This is a genomic window from Streptomyces coeruleorubidus (genome assembly GCF_008705135.1).
GTDB classification, from domain to species: Bacteria; Actinomycetota; Actinomycetes; order Streptomycetales; family Streptomycetaceae; genus Streptomyces; species Streptomyces coeruleofuscus.
In genome coordinates, this window is record NZ_CP023694.1 from 893,515 (window position 1) to 910,249 (window position 16,735).

Below are 16,735 nucleotides of genomic sequence, written 5' to 3' on the forward strand. Positions count from 1 at the left end.
AGCGGAGTTCCCCCTTGGCAGACCGCGCCGTACGCCGACGCCGTCGAGCTTTGTTCCTCTTGTTCTTCCTTCCAGGCATCGCCATGTCGTCCTGGGTCACGCGCACCCCCGATGTCCGCGATCAACTGAGCTTGTCCACTGGACAGATGGGGCTGGTCCTGTTCGGTCTGTCCATCGGTTCCATGATCGGCATCCTGTGTTCCGGCCGTTTCGTATCCCGGTTCGGCACCCGGCCGGTCATCGCGCTCGGCACGCTCCTGATCATCGCGGGCACGGTCGTCATCGGGATGGGCAGCGCCGTGCGGTCGGCACCCCTGGTCACCGCGGGGCTGTGCCTGTTCGGCGCGGGCATGGGCGGGGGCGAAGTGGCGGTCAACGTGGACGGCGCCGACGTGGAGCGCATCACCGGGACCGCGGTGCTGCCCACGCTGCACGGCTGCTTCAGCCTGGGCACGGTCATCGGGGGGTCGGCCGGAATGGCGGCCACCGCCGTCGCGCTCCCCGTTCACTGGCATCTGACCGTGGTCGCCCTGGTCGCCACGGGGATGCTGGTCCACGCTCTTCGTGCCGTCCCCGCCGGTATCGGCATCAGCACCGCGCCGTCGATGCCGGGGCCGGTCCCGGGGCAACCATCCAAGCCGCAGGTGTGGAAGGACCGGAAACTGCTGCTGATCGGCGCCATCGTGCTGGCCATGGCGCTGGCCGAGGGCGCCGCCAACGACTGGCTGCCGCTGCTCATGGTCGACGGCCACGGCCTTGACGCCGCGATGGGCTCGCTCGTCTTTGTGGGGTTCGCGGCGGCGATGACCCTGGGCCGCTTCAGCGGCAGCTTCTTCCTCAGTCGTTTCGGGCGGGCCGCTGTCGTGCGCGCGAGCGCCGTCTCCGGTGCCGTCGGACTCCTCCTGGTCATCTTCTCCGACAACGCTGTCGTAGCGGCAGCGGCCGTGCTTTTCTGGGGGCTTGGGGCTTCCCTCGGTTTCCCGGTGGCCCTGTCGGCGGCGGGGGACTCAGGTCCCGACCAGACCGCCCGCGTCTCGCTGGTCGCCGTCATCGGCTACGTCGCCTTCCTCGTGGGGCCGCCCGCCCTCGGGTTCCTGGGCGACCACTACGGGCTGCGCTCGGCCATGGTGGTGGTTCTGGTGTTCGTGGCCGCCGCCATCCTCATCGCTCCCGCCGCCGACACCCGTGACCGCGCCGCCGCCACGGTGGACCTGTCCCAGCGCACGCGCCCCGGCACCACTCCCGCAGAGCAGCACCAAGGAGGCCGCTCATGAGCCCGCAGGTAGCGTCCGGCACGATCGGCGTCCTCCTCCCCCGCGACATCCCCCAGGCCGACGTCATCGCCTTCGCGCAGGAAGCGGACGCCTACGGCTTCGACGAACTGTGGGTCGTCGAAGACCTCGGCTACCGCGGAGGGCTTGTCCAGGCCGCCACCGTGCTGGCCCGCACCCGCCGGATCCGCGTCGGAGTCGGGCTGCTGCCCGCCGCGGCCCGCAACGTCGCCTTCGCCGCGATGGAAGTGGCCACTCTCGCCCAACTCCACCCGAGCCGCCTCGACATCGCGGTCGGACACGGCATGCCCGACTGGATGCGCAGCGTCGGAGCCTGGCCGGCCAGCCCTCTGACATTGCTGGGCGAGTACATCCACACGCTCAAGACACTGCTGGCAGGTCGGCCGGCCGATACGGACGGTCGCTATATCCGGCTCGACGGACTACGCCTGGACCCATCGGCGCTGCCCGAGCACGCCCCCGACATCTTCGCCGGCGTGCGCGGCCCCAAGTCGCTCGCCCTCGCCGGTGAAGTGGCCGACGGCACCCTGCTCGCCGAGCCGGTATCACCCGAGTACGTCCGCCAAGCCCTCACCAGCATCAACCCGCAGCGCCCGCACCGGATCACCGCCTACAACATCACCGTCGTCGACGACGACCCGCACAACGCCCTCTGCGCGGCACGGCCCGCCCTGCAACCCTTGGGCGATCCCGACTGGGCGCCCCACATCGTCCCCCTCGGCTTCCATGACGAGCTCACCGCGCTGCGCCACACCAGCAAGAGCGCCCAGGAGTTCGCTCTGGCGATACCCGAGGAGTGGGCACACCGGCTGGCCCTGACGGGCACCCCCGACCAGGTCCGTGCCCGCGTACAAGACCTCTTCGAGTCAGGCGTCACAACCACCGTCCTCAGCCCGGTCGGCCCCGACTACCGGTCCGCGCTCGCCGGTCTGGCCAAGATCCTCTGACAAGGTCGCAGATCTGGTGTGGTCGGACCTTCTCTGCACTGCCGGCTTGGCCACTGCGACACGTGAGCGCGGCGGATCAAAAGTGCGTAGTGATCCCGAATGCCTCGCGGAGCTGGGCCATGTCGTGGCGGTCCCGGTCGCTGGGCTCGTAGCCCTGGTGAAAGTAGACCTGCTGTTCAGCGGACAGGCAGGGAACGGTGCTGTGCTGAATCGTGCCGGTGACGAAGCAGGCCGTCGGATAGACGAACGGGCACCCTGGTTCCGACGAGGCCTGGGTGGCACTTCCATCGGGCGCGAAGACCAGCGGATGCAGGTCGATCTCGCGTCCTGTCGCATCCGCGACGACGAAGCGCACGGGGCGCCAGTCGAGCGATTCGGCGAAGCCGGCTTCGGCAAGAGCCGCAACGACAGTCGGTTCCTGCTCACGGCGGTGTATGAGATCCAGATCCCGGTGAGGGCGGGTCTGCCTGCCCAGCAGGGCATCGATGCCCCAGCCTCCACCGATCCAGACATCCGTGCCGGCCCTTCGGAGCGCGTCCAAGATCTCCAACACATCATCGCCAGTCACGGTCACCCTGCCTTTCGCTCTCCCAAGACGGAGAGCCTACGATCGATCGGAGCCAGGACCTGCGGTTTTTCACAGCGTCGCCGACCCAGCCGCTCCAGCGTTTCGATCGTCAGGTTGCCCCCGGTCTCCGTCGTGGCCCGCACCAGCACCCTGCGCGTTGGAGGACCTCAGCGCGAGGGCCGCGATGTCGTCGTCGAGCCTTCCGCCGCTGTGCTGCAGCAGAGCCCGGTGCAACTGGTCGAGCAGCTCGCGGGGCTGCTCAAGGCCCTGCCGCCGCATCCAGTCCGGCAGCGGGAAGAACTCGCCCTCGTGATCCCGGGCCTCCGATACGCCGTCCGTATAGAGCAGCAGCTGGTCCCCCGGGTCGAAGGCGACGACGTCGACCCAGTAACGGTCACCGATGAGCGCTGCGAGGTTGAGAGGCGGGGAGGCGATGGTCGGGACCAGGACCCGGACCTTTCCGTGATGCGTGACCAGCGGCGGGGGATGCCCGCAGTTGAGAAGTCGTACGTAGCCGCCGTCGTGCGGGATCTCGGCGAGGAGAGCAGTGGCGAAGTGCTCGGGCTGGTCCTGGGCCGGAAACGCAGCGCTGTGGCGCGTGACGGCGGTCTCGAGACGGTGGATGATGCCCTGCAGGTCGGGCTCGTCGTAAGCGGCCTCCCTGAAGCAACTGATCACCGCCGAGGCCGCCCCCACTGCGGACAGGCCCTTGCCCCGTACGTCGCCGATGAGCAGCCGGACCCCGTGCGGTGTACCGATCGCCTCATAGAAGTCGCCGCCGATCCGGGCCTGCTCCTGAGCCGCCAGGTACAGCGACTCGATCTCGACGCCCTCGATGCGGCGTGGCAGCGGGCGCAGCAGCACCTTCTGGGCTGCGTCGGCGACGAGCCGGATCTGGAAGAGCATTTCCTCACGCTGGAGTCGGACATGACTCCCGTATGCGGCCGCCAGGGTGACCGCGACGATCGCGGCCGCCGTGTACTGCGTCCCCAGATCGGTGTAGAAGAAGCTGAGGACGATCATGAGCAGCAGGCAGAACGCCCCCAACAGGATCGTGGGGAGGACGGGCCACATCGCGGCGGCAAGGGCGGGCGCTGCGGGCAGAAGGCGGCTGAAGGCGATCTCCCTGGGCGTGGAGAACGCCAGGCCTGCGATGAGGGCGGTCAGGATGAGGGGTGACAGCCGGGCAGCTTCCCATCGGCCGCTGTAGGCGGGGCGACGGCGCCACAGCCGTGCAGACATGATCACAAAATGCATGATATCGGCCTAATCGGATATCAGGCGCGGAAAGATCATGGGCCGCACGCGAGAAATCCGGACCGGACGGCCACGTCCGGAGGAGCCGAAGCCATGCGGCGCCTGCCACCCGGGCGCCCGAAGTCAGCCGGGCACGGGTCGGCCGAGCCCTGGCCCCTTGGGATCACCGATGCTAAAAAGGTCGCATGGCGAATCCTTTCGCCCGTTTTCGACACCTATCAGTCAAGCGCCTCCTCAGCAAGGGCACGCGGAGCGTGGCCGGGCAGGTGCTGGTTTTCCAGGTGGCTCTGGTAGTGCTGCTCGTGACCTGCGGCGTCTTCGCTCTCATCCTGCAGTCGGAGCGGGACTCCAGCGCCGAGGCCAGGCGGCGCTCCACGGCCGTGGCACAGACCTACGCGCACTCACCAGGCGTCCTGGCGGCATTGCAGACCCCGGATCCGAGCAAGACTCTCCAGCCGCTCACCGAGGCGGCACGCCGGGCCGCCGGCGTCGACTTCATCGTGGTCATGGACACCGAGGGCATCCGGTACACGCACCCCCTGCCGGACCGCATCGGAAAGCGGTTCGTGGGCGAGATCGGGCCGCCGCTGGCGGGGAAGGTCTACGTGGAGAGCGTCGACGGCCCGCTCGGTCGCGAGGTGCAGGCCACGGTCCCGATCGAGAACGCCGACAGCCAGGTGGTGGCCCTGGTCTCGGCCGGGATGAAGGTGGAGAACGTCGAAAGTCAGTTGCACCGGCAACTACCGATCATCCTGGGCGCCGGGGCCGCAGCGCTCGCGCTGTCCACCGGTGTGACGGCGCTGGTGGGCAGGCGGCTGCGACGCCAGACACACAGCCTGGCCCCGGACGAGATGACCCTGATGTACGAGCACCACGACACGGTGCTCCACTCCGTTCGGGAAGGGGTACTCATCGTGGCCGCCGACGGGCAGCTGATGCTGGCGAACGACGAAGCCAGACGCCTGCTGGAGCTGCCCCCCGACGTCGAGGGGCAGCTCGTCTCGGAGCTGCCGGGCCTCGATCCCGAGACGAAGGCGCTGCTCGTCTCCGGGCGCGAGGCCACCGACGAGGTGCACCTCGCGGGCGAGCGGCTGCTCGCGGTCAACCAACGGCCCACGGACTTCGGAGGAGGCCCCGAGGGAACGGTGGTGACACTGCGCGACTCCACCGAGCTGCAGGCGGTGACCGGCAGGGCGGAGGTGGCACGGGAGCGGCTCAGGCTGCTGTACGACGCCGGACTCCGCATCGGTACCACCCTGGACGTGCTGCGCACCGCCGACGAGTTGGCGCAGGTCCCGATTCCTCGCTTCGCGGACTTCGTCACCGTGGACCTGGCCGACGCCGTCCTGCACGGCGAGGAGCCGGCCCTCACGGCGACGGACATGCGACGCGCGGCCGTGTGCGGCATTGAGGACGACCATCCGCTCTCCGAACAGGGCCGGCTTTTCGACTACCTTCCCACCACGCCCCAGGCGCGTGGCTACGGCAGCGGCCGGTCCCAGCTGGTGAGCGATCTGCCGACCGCCACGGGCTGGCGCGTGCAGGACCCCGAGCGCGCCAAGGCGATCATCGACCACGGCATCCACTCCCTCATCAGCGCCCCCATCCAGGCCCGTGGCGTCGTGCTGGGCATGGCCAATTTCTGGCGCGCGCACCCGCATGAGCCCTTCGACGAAGAGGATCTGTCGCTGGCGGAGGAGCTCGTGGCCCGTGCCGCGATAAGCATCGACAATGCCCGCCGTTACACCCGTGAGCACGCTACGGCAGTCACCCTCCAGCGCAGCCTGCTGCCACAGGCCATGCCGGAGCAGAACGCCCTCGACATCGCCTACCGCTACCTCCCCGCCCAGTCGGGCGTGGGCGGAGACTGGTTCGACGTGATTCCCCTGCCGGGGAGCCGGGTGGCACTGGCCGTCGGCGATGTGGTCGGCCACGGCCTGCACGCCGCCGCCACGATGGGACGGCTGCGGACCGCGGTGCACAACTTCTCCGCCCTCGATCTGCCACCCGACGAGTTGCTGAGCCATCTGGACGACCTGGTCGGGCGCATCGACCAGAACGAGACGGCAGAGAGCGCAGCGGGCGTCGTGGGCGCCACCTGCCTGTACGGGATCTACGACCCCGTGACGCGCCACTACGTCATGGCGCGTGCGGGGCATCTGGCGCCCGCGCTGGTCCAGCCCGACGGAACCGTAACCTTCCCGGACGTGCCGGCCGGTCCGCCCCTGGGCCTCGGCGGCATGCCGTTCCGGACCGCGGAGCTGTGCCTCGCGGAGGGCACCCAGCTCGTCCTGTACACCGACGGACTCATCGAGGACCGCAGACGCGACGTGGACGTGGGAATGGACATTCTGCGCGACACCCTGACGGGCCACTCCGGCCGGCCGCCCGAGGAGACCTGCCAGGAGGTGCTGGCCAGCCTGCTCCCCGATCGTCCCAAGGACGACGTCGCCCTGCTCATCGCCCGCACTCGGGTACTGCCGCGCGACCGCATCGCCGACTGGGATGTACCAGCGGACCCGGCCGCCGTCTCGGGTATGCGCGACGCTGTGTCCCGAAGGCTCGAAGCATGGGGCCTGTCAGAGCTCGGCTTCACCATGGAGCTGATCCTGAGCGAGCTCATCACCAACGCCATCCGCTACAGCGCCGGGCCGATCCACGTGCGGCTGATCCGCGACCGCACGCTGATCTGCGAGGTGGCCGACGGCAGCAGCACCTCACCGCATCTGCGGTACGCCGCGACGACCGACGAGGGAGGCCGGGGCCTGTTCCTGGTGTCGCAGATGGCTGAGCGCTGGGGCACCCGGTACACCCCGCAGGGCAAGGTGATCTGGGCCGAACAGGCCCTGCCCGAGGTTGTCGTCCGTTGAGCCCATGGCTCGCACCGTGGCCCCCCGCGCGGCAGGTCGCGCGGAGGGCCACGGTGCGAGCGTCACTGCTCCCGGGGGCCCTGACCGTCACCTGTCGACGAGCCCCCTGGGCGGACTGTCACGGGGCCATCTCGTACGCCCCGGACAGCGCCTCCACACGCTCCCAGACGCGTCCCGAACGCGCTTCGTCGACGACGGGACGCCTGACGGCACCGAGCGCCCAGCGCTGCTGATCCGCCGTGGCGGAGTCCTTGCCGTGCAGTTCGACGGCGAAGGCCGAGAAGTCGCGGACGAGGACGGAGAACAGCTCGTCGAGCACATCCTCGTCCAGGTCCGTCAGGCGGGCCTGCTCCAGGATCAGCTGGCCGTGCACCACCAGTGCGAACAGCTGGCCGACGGCGAGAAGAAGATCGAGGTCGCGGCTCTGCTCCTCGTCGGGGGCCGCGGTGGCGACGAACTCGCACAGGGCGTCGGCCTGCTCCCGGAAGCGGGCGACGTTCGGCACGCCGGCGTATGCGTCGTAGGCGGGGCGCCAGTCGTGGAAGCGTACGGAGCCGAGGCCACGGGCCGGTCCCTGCTCGAAGAGGAACGTGTCGTCGGCCGCGTCGAGGCGGGTCGGTACGGGCGCGAACTCGGCGGGGTGCAGGAGGTGGTTGCGCATGAACTTGAGGATCAGCGCGAGGTTGACGTGGACCGTGCCTTCGAGCTTGGGCAGCCCCCGGATCTCGACGGCGGCCTGGGCGAAATAGGTGTCCTTCTCGAAGCCCTTGGCGGCGATCACGTCCCACATCAGGTCGATGACCTTCTCGCCCTCCGTGGTCACCTTCATCTTCGTCATCGGGTTGAAGAGCAGGTAACGGCGGTCGTCCGGCGAGGCGGAACGGAAGTAGTCGACGGCTCGGTCGCTGAACAGCTTCATGCCGACCAGGCGGACGTACGCGTCGGCCAGCTCGCGGCGCACGTGCGGGAAGGCGGTGACGGGGCGGCCGTACAGGATGCGGTTGTGCGCGTGGGTGACCGCCTCGTACATCGCGTGCTCGCAGATGCCGATCGAGGCGGTGCAGAGGTTGAACTTGCCGACGTTGACGGTGTTGAGGGCGGCGTCGAAGGCGGCGCGGCCCGTGTGCAGGACGTCGTCCGGGCCCACCGGGTAGTCCTCGAGGCGGAACTCGCTGACGTACTTCGAGGAGTCCACGACGTTCTTGACGAGGTGATAGGCCGGGTGACGGCTGTCGGCGGCGAAGAAGACGTAGCCGTCCGGGCCCTCGATGTCGGCGCGTCGGCCGAAGACCGAGACGAGCCCGGCGGCATTGCCGTTGCCGATGTAGTACTTGGAGCCCGTCGCCCTGAAGCCGCCGTCGCCGTCCGGCGTCAGCAGCATGTCGGTGGAGTAGATGTCGGCGCCATGGGTCTTCTCGGAGAGACCGAAGGCGAACACCTCACCCTGGGCGAGGAGTTCCGCCGCGCGGGTCCCCTGCGGCGTTGTCGCTCTGCCAGACCGGGCCGAGGCCGAGGATGGTCACCTGCCATGCGTACCAGTAGTCGAGACCGTAGAACCCGAAGATCTCATTGAGGGCGGCGATCCGGGCCGTGTCCCAGCGCTGGTCCTTGTGTCCGGCGGCGGACGCCGGGGTGAGGAAGGTGGCGAACAGCCCCTCCTTGGCTGCGAAGGCAAGGAAGTCCGCCAGCCAGGCGCGGGAGCGGTAGTCCTCGATGAGCCTGCGCTTGCCGCGGTCCTCGAACCAGTCGACGGTGGCACGCAGCAACCTGCGGGTGTCGGGGTCGAAGTGCGCCGGGTCGTAGGTACGGGGGTTGAAGAGGAGGGGGTCGGCCATGTGGGTCCGCCTTCCGAGGGTTGAGGGTGGAGGGTGCGGGTCTGAAGGTCGCGGGGTGCGGGCGTCGGTGGCCGGCAGGTCAGACGTGCGGGGGTGACGTGCCGAGCCGGCGGAGGGTGGCCAGTACGTCGTCGAGCCAGGCGATCGTCATCCGCTCGTACGCGATGCCGCCGCGCAGCACGACATGCTGCAGTTCCTGACCGGCGTCGAGCGGGGTGGGAGCCGCCGGGCCGGTGAAGTCGCGCAGCTCCCCGGCCAGATAGTGCGCGAGCCGGTCGATGTGCACCTGGCGGTGCCGTTCGACCTCACGGATCAGCACGGACGGGTCGTCGAAGGCCGCGCCGCGGATCTTCACGGCGAGTTCGTGCCGCATGCTCTCGGGCTGGATCGATTCGTGCAGCCACTGAGAGAGGGCGGTGCGGCCGGGGCCTACGACGGAGTACTCCTTCTTGTCCGGCCGGCTCTGCTGCGACAGCTCACGGACGGCGAGCAGGCCCTCGCTCTCCATGCGCTTGAGAACGCGGTAGATCTGCTGGTGCGTGGCGGTCCAGAAGTATCCGATGGACCGCTCGAACCGCCGGGCCAGCTCATAACCGGAGCCCGGCTTCTCCAGCAGGGAGACGAGGATCGCGTGTTCGAGCGCCATACCTTGATCCTCATATGCAACTCGTTGCATAGCCAAGAGGCGCTGCCCAGGTGAGACAGGGCTCACGCGGGGCGGCGGTGGACGACCCTCGTTGCGCGGGTTCACTCCGATCGGCCCCGCGACCGTTCCCCGCGGCCTGCGCGCGAGAGGCCCGGCGGCGGTCTCCCGCGCGCCGGGCCTCCCCCTCGTCTCCGGCTCCACGCCTCCGCGAGCAGCCGGTACGACCTCACCCGGTCGGCGTGGTCGTGGGTGCGAAAGCCGGTGATCGGACCGGGCGGTGCAAGATCAAGATGATCGCGAGGAACTTCACGACGCCACCCGTTCGTCACGGACGTCGTCCGGGTGCGCGAGGCCGAGGTGGTGGCGCAGGGTCGTGCCCTCGTACTCGGTGCGGAACACGCCCTGTTCCTGGAGCAGCGGGACGACCTTGTCGGCGAACTCGTCGAGGCCGGTAGGGGTGATGTGCGGCACGAGGATGAAGCCGTCACTGGCGTCGGCCTGCACGAACTCGTTGATGGTGCGGGCGATCGTCTCCGCCGATCCGATGAAGTTCTGCCGGTTGCCGGTCTCGATGACCAGGTCACGGATCGACCAGTTGTTCGCGGCGGCGAGCTCGCGCCACTCGCGGGCGGTGGCCAGGGGGTCCCGGTACATGCGGACCTGGGCGCGGCCCTTGGAGATGTGGTGGTCGCTGACGTCCGGGTCGATGTCGGGGAGCGGCCCGTCCGGGTCGTAGGAGGACAGGTCCCGGTTCCAGACGAATTCCAGGTGCTTGATGGCGGTGGCGCCGCTGACCTGCTGGCGGCGCACCACCTTGGCCAGCTCCTCCGCCTCGGCGTCGGTGTCGGCGAGCGTGAAGGTGGCGGCGGGCAGGATCAGCAACTGGTCGGGGCGACGACCGTACTTGGCGAGGCGGTTCTTGACGTCCGTGTAGAAGGCCTGCCCCGCCTCCGGCGTCGCGTACCGGCTGAAGATCGCGTCCGCGCTCTGCGCGGCGAACTCGCGGCCCTCGTCGGAGTCGCCGGCCTGGAAGATCACCGGACGGCCCTGCGGCGAGCGCGGGACATTGAACTGCCCGTGGATGTCGAAGTGCTGTCCGGTGTGGACGAAGGCCCCGGCCTTGGCGTCCCGCAGAAAGGTGCCGGTCTCCTGGTCGGCGAGGATCTCGTCACCGTGCCAGGATTCGAAGAGTTCGTTCGCCGTGGCCAGGAACTCCTTGGCGCGGGAGTAGCGCTCCTCCTGGGGCAGGAATCCGCCGCGGCGGAAGTTCTCGCCGGTGAAGGCGTCCCAGGAGGTGACGACGTTCCAGGCGGAGCGGCCGCCGGAGAGGTGGTCGAGGCCGGCGAACTGGCGGGCCACCTCGTAGGGCTCGTTGAAGGTGGAGTTGATGGTTCCGGTGAGGCCGATGTGCTCGGTGACGGCGGCGAGCGCGGCGAGGACGGTGAAGGTGTCGGGGCGGCCGACGACGTCCAAGTCGTAGATCTTTCCGCCCTGTTCACGGAGCCTGAGTCCCTCGGCGAGGAACAGGAAGTCGAACTTGGCGCGTTCGGCGGTGCGCGCGAAGTGCGCGAAGGAGCTGAACTCGATGTGGCTGCCGGCCCGCGGATCGCTCCACACGGTGGTGTTGTTGACGCCGGGGAAGTGGGCGGCCAGGTGGATCTGCTTCAACGGCTTGCTCATGGTCGTGGACGTCCCTCCGGCTCAGGTGGTGGGGGCGGCATAGCGGTTGGCGGGGCGCGCCAGGCCCAGCAGGCCGCGCAGGGTGTCGGCCTCGTAGGCACGGCGGAAGACGCCCCGGCGCTGAAGCTCAGGGACCAGACCGCGGGTGATCGCCGGGAGGTCGTGGCCGGCGACGGCGGGGCGCAGCCGGAATCCGCTCAGCCCGGCGCTGTGCAACTCCTGGAGCAGATCGGCGAGTCCGGAGGGGGTGCCGGCGAAGACGAGGGTGTCGCTTGTGTACGGCTGTGCCGCGAGCGCGTCGAGCCGTTCCCGGCGGGCGGTCGCGGCGCCCGGGTCGTCGTCGAGGAAGACCACCAGGTCGCCGAAGACATGCAGAGGTTCGGCGGCTCGCCCCGCCGCGTCCTGCTCGGCACGGATCCGGGCGACGATCGCGCGGGCCTCGTCGGCGTCGTACGGGGTGACGTAACCGATGTCGGCGGCGCGGGCCACGAGCCGGTACGGGACGGTGTCATGGGCGAGGGCGCTGACGACCGGCTGGCCCTGCGGCGGGCGGGGCGTGATCGAGGGGCCCTTGACGCTGAAGTGTCGTCCCTCGAAGTCGATGTAGTGCAGCTTGTCCCGGTCGATGAAGCGGCCCGTGGCGGCGTCCCGGATCTCCGCGTCGTCCTCCCAGCTGTCCCAGAGGCGGCGCACCACCTCCACGTAGTCGGCGGCCTCGTCGAAGAGCTCGGTCACCACTTCCCGGGCGGCGGGGCTGTCGTAGGCATCGATGCGCGGGATGATGCGGCGGCCGAAGTCCGCGGCCTCGTTCGGGCGGGCGGTGATCTGCACGCGCAGGCCGGCGCGGCCGGCGCTCACGTAGTCGAGGGTGGCGATCGCCTTGGAGATGTGGAACGGCTCCGTGTGGGTGGCGACCACCGTCGGCACCAGACCTATGTGCCGGGTCAACGGGGCGACGCGCGAGGCGACGAGGACGGCGTCGAGGCGGCCGCGCACCTGGTCGTTGCGCTCGTCCGGGTCCAGGAAGTGGGAGGACTGCGGGCCGAGACCGTCCTCTATGGTCACGAAGTCGAGCAGACCGCGCTCGGCCTCCGCGACCAGGTCGGCCCAGTATGCGGCGGTGAACAGGTCCCGGGGGCGGGCCACCGGCTCGCGCCAGGAGGCGGGATGCCAGCCGGTGCCGTCCAGGGCGACGGCAAGGTGCAGGGAAGAAGCAGGTGTTGAGGACACGAGCAGGTGCCTTCCTGAAAGTCCGTGACGAGAACGCCGGCCGCCTCACGTATGAGGCGGTAACGGCGGTGAAGGAACGGGTCAGGAGCAACAGAGCGCGCCGGCAACGCGCTTGAGGTCGATGTGGCGCCGGGCGCGGATGCCTGCCGGGACCGCGCGGATGAGGCGCGTGGCCGGGCCGCGGCCGCGATGGTCCGGGTCGGTGCCGCTCACAGCGTGCCGAACAGACGCGCGGCGTTGCGCAGGGCGTGCGTCGCGACCCGCTCGCCGAGGACGAGACCGGCCTCGTCGGCTGAGCGGGTGTGGATGCCGGAGTACACGCGGGCATCCACGTTCTCCTGGGACAGCCGGCTCCAGGCCGTGTACGTCCGGGTCACTCCGGGAGCGGTGGGGCTGGTCAGCTTGAAAGGCGCCGTGCGCGGCCCGACGAGCGCCGACAGGACCGCTTCCGCGGCGCCCGAGTACGTGTTGTGGCCACTGGGGTAGTCGGGATGGGCCGGTGTGGTGTGCAGCGGCGTCCATGCGGGGTCGGGGTCGATCGAACCGGCACGGATGGCCGTGACCGGGCGCCACCGCGGATAGGCGTACTTGGTGTCGGAGGTGGCGATCTGCGTGTCCACCAGGGCGACGTGGAACAGGGCCACCAGCCCGGCCCGTCCGGCGCTGGACTGCGGTGACCGGGCGAGGGCCACCCGCAGTGGCTCGGTGTACAGCGTCAGTGAGGAGCCGAGCCAGAAGTCGGCGGTCTCTGTCTGCTTCTCCGTGCGTACGGTGCTGTCCACCGCCCCGTATGCACGGACTTCGGCCAGGTCGGCGCGGTAACGCGCGGAGTCCAGGGCGGGCGGGGCGGGCAGACGGTACTGGTCGGGGCTGTCCAGCAGGAAGGGACGGGCGAGCCGGTTCCCGTACTGCGCGGCCGGGGCGTAGGCGGGCGGGGTCGGCTGCCACACTCCAGGGGCCGCCGGCGGGACGGTGAACGGCGCGTTGACCGAGGCCGGGTCGAGGCCGTCACCCTCGCGGGCGGCGAGCACCAGCCGCGCCTGCCGGGCACCGGCCGCCACGCCCTCCGACTCGGCCGGTCCGTCGGGAACGCCCTCCAGCGTCGTGCGCAGAGCGGCGTCCACTTCCTCAGTGCGGGAAGGGACCAGCGCCACCAGAGCGTCGTGCACGGCGGACGCCAGGGCCGCGTCCTGGAAGTCGCCCCGGTCGACGCCGGCCGGCACCAGGCGGGTGGCGCGGGCAGCCGCGAGCCAACTGACGGCCCAGATCCGGCTGTTCGTGATCTGCGTCGGGGCGCCGCCCGCCGCGATGGTGGCCGCTGTCGTGTCGTACCAGTCGAGCACCACGGACGAACGCGGCTGCTCCTCCGCCCCGGCAGCCCCGGCGGACGGGACGGTGACGGAGGCGGCCAGCAGGACGGCCGAGCCCAGCGCCACCAGGGCGGGACGGACGGGGTGACGGTTTCTGAACGGGTTCACGCGTACTCCTTCGCGGACATGCTGTCGGGGCCCTGTCGAGTTCGGTGGACTTTCACGCCCTCGCACCCTGCGACGGCTACGTGTCGGTCTTGGGCAGGCCGGGCGGGTTGATCTCCGACCTGGTCACGGCCTCGTCGGACAGGCCCCAGCGCTTCAGCACCTTCGCGTAGGTGCCGTTGTCGATGACGTGGTTGAGGGCGTCGGCGAGCGGCTTGGCGAGTCCGCTGTCCTTCTTGGTGGTGGCCGCGATGAGGCCCTGGAGCCGGGCGCCGGCGCCGGAGTAGGTGCCGACGACCTCGGTCTTGCCGGTGGTGGCCGCGTGGTAGGCGGCGGTGGGGTTGGGGCCGAGGTAGAGGTCGATGCGGCCGGACTGGAGAGCGAGGTAGGTGTCGCTGTCGTTCTGGTAGTACTTGATGTCCACCGGCTTCCGGCCGGCCTTCTTGTTCTGCGCCGACCACTCGATCAGCAGCTTCTCCTGGTTGGTGCCGCTGCCCACGGCGACGGTCTCGCCCGCCACGTCCTTCGGCCCGGTGACCTTCAGGCCGCTGCCCTTCTTCGCCTCGAAGGCCAGGTTGTCCTCGCGGTAGGTGGCGAAGTCGTACTTCTCCTTGCGTTCCTCGGTGACGGTGATGTTGCTGAAGCCGGCGTCGTACTTGGCGCTGTCGAGGCCGACGAAGATGTTCTCCCAGGAGACGGTGTTGATGTGCGCCTTCAGTCCGAGGACGTCGGCGACCAGGTGGGCGATGTCGGGCTCGACGCCGATGACGGTCTTGTTGTCGGTGGCGTAGAACGTCAGCGGCGCGGCGGAGCCGGACGAGGCGACGAGTTCCAGGGTGCCTCTCTTGCGGATCTTCTCCGGGACCTCGGAGGCGATGGAGTCGACCTTGCCGGTGGTGACGCGGTTCTGGTCGGGACTGATGTTGATCTTCGTCTTGCCGCCCGACTCGGCCGCGACCTCGGTCGTGCCGCCGTCGTCGGGGTTGGCGCAGGCGGCCAGGAGGAGGGCGCCGGCGATTCCGAGCGCTGCGGCGGTGGTGCGGCGGGCGGCGAGGGTGGTCACGGTGGTGCTCCTTGCGTGCGTCATGGGGTGGCGGTCAGAGGACCTTGGAGAGGAAGGCGCGGGTGCGCTCGTGCTGCGGGGAGTCGAGTACGGCTGCGGGCGGGCCCTGCTCCACGACGGTTCCGCCGTCCATGAACACCACCGTGTCGGCGACCTCCCGGGCGAAGCCGATCTCGTGGGTCACGACGATCATCGTGGTCCCGGTGCGGGCCAGGTCTTTGATGACGTCGAGGACCTCGCCGACCAGTTCAGGATCGAGCGCCGAGGTGGGTTCGTCGAAGAGCAGCACCTTGGGTTCGAGGGCGAGTGCGCGCGCGATGGCGACGCGCTGTTGCTGGCCGCCGGAGAGCTGCCGGGGATAGGCGTCGGTCTTGTCGGCGAGCCCGACCCGCTCCAGCAGCCGGCGGGCGTTCTCCTCCGCTTCCTTGCGCGGGCGGCGCAGCGCGGAGACGGGGGCCTCGATGAGGTTCTCCAGGACGGTCAGGTGCGGGAAGAGGTTGAAGTTCTGGAAGACGAACCCGATGTGGGTCCGCTGCTTGAGGACGTCCTTCTCCTTGAGCTCGTGCAGCTTGTTCCCGGAGCGGCGGTATCCGATGAGTTCGCCGTCGATGCTGATCCAGCCGCGGTCGACCTTCTCCAGGTGGTTGATGGTGCGCAGCAGCGTGGACTTCCCGGAGCCGGACGGGCCGAGGACCACGGTGACCTCACCGGCGCGGACCCTCAGGTCGACGCCGCGCAGCACCTCCAGCGGACCGAAGTTCTTGTGGACACCGTGGACGTCCACCATCACGCCGTCCACCGCCGGCTTCGCGTCCTTGACTGCCACCGTCACGTCACTCATCGGCTGTCTCCCAAGGGCTTCAGGGGTACGACGGGCTGGTTGCGCCGGGCCGCCGCCGCGCGCAGGTTGCGTACGAAGCGCCGGGCGCGCTGGAGCGGTGTGGGTGGTGGGGTGCGGTTGGCGCCCCGGGCGTAGCGGCGTTCCACGTAGTACTGGGCGATCGACAGCAGGGAGGTGAGGACGACGTACCAGGCGGTGGCGACCAGCAGGAGCGGGATCACCCGGCCGTTGCGGCCGTAGATGACCTGCACCTGGTAGAAGAGCTCGCCGATGGACATCACGTAGACCACCGAGGTGCCTTTGAGCAGGCCGATGATCTCGTTGCCCGCGGTGGGCAGGATGGCGCGCATGGCCTGCGGGAGCACGATCCGGCGGATCTGCCGCAGCCGGGGGATGCCGAGCGCGGCCGCGGCCTCCAGTTGTCCGTGGTCGACGGCGATGACACCGCCGCGGACGATCTCGGCGGCGTAGGCGGCCTGATGCAGGGTCAGCCCGATGACGGCGGCGCCGATGGTGCCGATCAGGCTGTTGCTGTCGACGGACCAGAACACCGGCCCGAAGGGGATGCCGACGCCCAACTCCTCGTACAGGGCACTGAGGTTGAACCAGAACACGAGCTGGACGATCATCGGGATCGACCGGAAGATCCAGATGTAGCTCCAGGCGACGGTCTGCAGCACCGGGCTGCGCGACAACCGCATGAAGGCCAGCACGGTTCCCAGGAGGAAGCCGAGAACGGTGGCGTAGGCGGTGAGCTGGAGGGTCACCCACACCGCTTGCACGATCGTCTCGGAGAAGACGTAGTCGCGGAAGACGTGCCACTCCCAGACGGGGTTGGTGGCCAGCCCGTGCACGAACTGGGCGACCAGCACGACCACGGCGACGGCCGCCGCCCAGCGGGCGTAGTGGCGGGCGGGTACGACCTTGGGCGAGGCCGGATCGTGCGGAGTGGGCGGGGCTTCGGGGCCGGTGCCCGGGGCGGCCGCGCCGGGCGGCGCGGTGTCGGTTGAGGATGCCATCGTGGTGTTCCT

The 16,735-nt window shown here is 69.8% G+C and carries 12 protein-coding genes and 1 pseudogene; 3 read left to right on the plus strand and 10 right to left on the minus strand.

Annotated features, from left to right (window positions below; all coding sequences use genetic code 11):
- Positions 1-14 precede the first annotated feature (14 nt).
- Both CP976_RS04125 and CP976_RS04130 read left to right on the plus strand, forming a co-directional pair.
- Positions 15-1,274 (plus strand): MFS transporter, encoded by a 1,260-nt coding sequence (locus CP976_RS04125; protein WP_150479063.1) that lies wholly within the window; start codon positions 15-17, stop codon positions 1,272-1,274.
- Positions 1,271-2,239 carry an LLM class flavin-dependent oxidoreductase gene (locus CP976_RS04130; RefSeq protein WP_150479064.1) on the plus strand — a complete coding sequence of 323 codons (969 nt, stop codon included), beginning with the start codon at positions 1,271-1,273 and terminating at the stop codon, positions 2,237-2,239. The genes CP976_RS04125 and CP976_RS04130 overlap by 4 nt, the downstream gene beginning before the upstream one ends.
- 76 nt (positions 2,240-2,315) lie before the next feature.
- On the opposite strand, the gene CP976_RS04135 is transcribed toward CP976_RS04130, so the two are convergent.
- A complete protein-coding gene (locus CP976_RS04135; protein WP_150485213.1) occupies positions 2,316-2,807 on the minus strand; it encodes a nucleotidyltransferase domain-containing protein in 492 nt (163 codons plus the stop codon).
- Positions 2,808-2,876: 69 nt separating this feature from the next.
- Entirely contained in the window at positions 2,877-4,049 is a 1,173-nt protein-coding gene (locus CP976_RS04140; protein ID WP_229876286.1) for a PP2C family protein-serine/threonine phosphatase, read from the minus strand.
- A 200-nt stretch (positions 4,050-4,249) separates the two neighbouring features.
- On the opposite strand from CP976_RS04140, the gene CP976_RS04145 reads away from it, so the two are divergent.
- Positions 4,250-6,934 carry a SpoIIE family protein phosphatase gene (locus tag CP976_RS04145; RefSeq protein WP_190147014.1) on the plus strand — a complete coding sequence of 895 codons (2,685 nt, stop codon included), beginning with the start codon at positions 4,250-4,252 and terminating at the stop codon, positions 6,932-6,934.
- A gap of 118 nt (positions 6,935-7,052) precedes the next feature.
- Here the strand turns inward: CP976_RS04145 and CP976_RS04150 are convergent.
- The 8 genes and pseudogenes from CP976_RS04150 to CP976_RS04185 all read right to left on the minus strand — a co-directional run bounded on the left by CP976_RS04150 (position 7,053) and on the right by CP976_RS04185 (position 16,723).
- A pseudogene (locus CP976_RS04150) lies at positions 7,053-8,769 on the minus strand (acyl-CoA dehydrogenase family protein).
- 79 nt (positions 8,770-8,848) lie between these two features.
- A complete protein-coding gene (locus CP976_RS04155; RefSeq protein ID WP_150479067.1) occupies positions 8,849-9,415 on the minus strand; it encodes a PadR family transcriptional regulator in 567 nt (188 codons plus the stop codon).
- Between the two features lie 306 nt (positions 9,416-9,721).
- Entirely contained in the window at positions 9,722-11,095 is a 1,374-nt protein-coding gene (locus CP976_RS04160; protein WP_150479068.1) for an NtaA/DmoA family FMN-dependent monooxygenase, read from the minus strand.
- Positions 11,096-11,116: 21 nt separating this feature from the next.
- Positions 11,117-12,325, minus strand: a complete 1,209-nt coding sequence (locus tag CP976_RS04165; protein ID WP_150479069.1) for an LLM class flavin-dependent oxidoreductase — start codon at positions 12,323-12,325, stop codon at positions 11,117-11,119.
- A gap of 209 nt (positions 12,326-12,534) precedes the next feature.
- The gene (locus tag CP976_RS04170) at positions 12,535-13,803 is read right to left on the minus strand and encodes a vanadium-dependent haloperoxidase (protein WP_229876288.1); all 1,269 of its coding nucleotides are present in this window, start codon (positions 13,801-13,803) and stop codon (positions 12,535-12,537) included.
- 76 nt (positions 13,804-13,879) lie between these two features.
- A complete protein-coding gene (locus tag CP976_RS04175) occupies positions 13,880-14,887 on the minus strand; it encodes an ABC transporter substrate-binding protein (RefSeq protein ID WP_373304918.1) in 1,008 nt (335 codons plus the stop codon).
- A gap of 10 nt (positions 14,888-14,897) precedes the next feature.
- Entirely contained in the window at positions 14,898-15,704 is an 807-nt protein-coding gene (locus CP976_RS04180) for an amino acid ABC transporter ATP-binding protein (protein WP_280117399.1), read from the minus strand.
- Entirely contained in the window at positions 15,701-16,723 is a 1,023-nt protein-coding gene (locus CP976_RS04185; RefSeq protein WP_150479071.1) for an amino acid ABC transporter permease, read from the minus strand. The genes CP976_RS04180 and CP976_RS04185 overlap by 4 nt, the downstream gene beginning before the upstream one ends.
- Between the last annotated feature and the right edge of the window lie 12 nt (positions 16,724-16,735).

Excerpts from the sequence above, each read along its gene's own strand:
- CP976_RS04180 (WP_280117399.1), bottom strand. The coding sequence starts at position 15,704 with ATGAGTGACGTGACGGTGGCAGTCAAGGACGCGAAGCCGGCGGTGGAC.
- CP976_RS04185 (WP_150479071.1), bottom strand. The coding sequence starts at position 16,723 with ATGGCATCCTCAACCGACACCGCGCCGCCCGGCGCGGCCGCCCCGGGC.
- CP976_RS04130 (WP_150479064.1), top strand. The coding sequence starts at position 1,271 with ATGAGCCCGCAGGTAGCGTCCGGCACGATCGGCGTCCTCCTCCCCCGC.
- CP976_RS04140 (WP_229876286.1), bottom strand. The coding sequence starts at position 4,049 with ATGTCTGCACGGCTGTGGCGCCGTCGCCCCGCCTACAGCGGCCGATGG.
- CP976_RS04160 (WP_150479068.1), bottom strand. The coding sequence starts at position 11,095 with ATGAGCAAGCCGTTGAAGCAGATCCACCTGGCCGCCCACTTCCCCGGC.
- CP976_RS04175 (WP_373304918.1), bottom strand. The coding sequence starts at position 14,887 with ATGACGCACGCAAGGAGCACCACCGTGACCACCCTCGCCGCCCGCCGC.
- CP976_RS04145 (WP_190147014.1), top strand. The coding sequence starts at position 4,250 with ATGGCGAATCCTTTCGCCCGTTTTCGACACCTATCAGTCAAGCGCCTC.
- CP976_RS04155 (WP_150479067.1), bottom strand. The coding sequence starts at position 9,415 with ATGGCGCTCGAACACGCGATCCTCGTCTCCCTGCTGGAGAAGCCGGGC.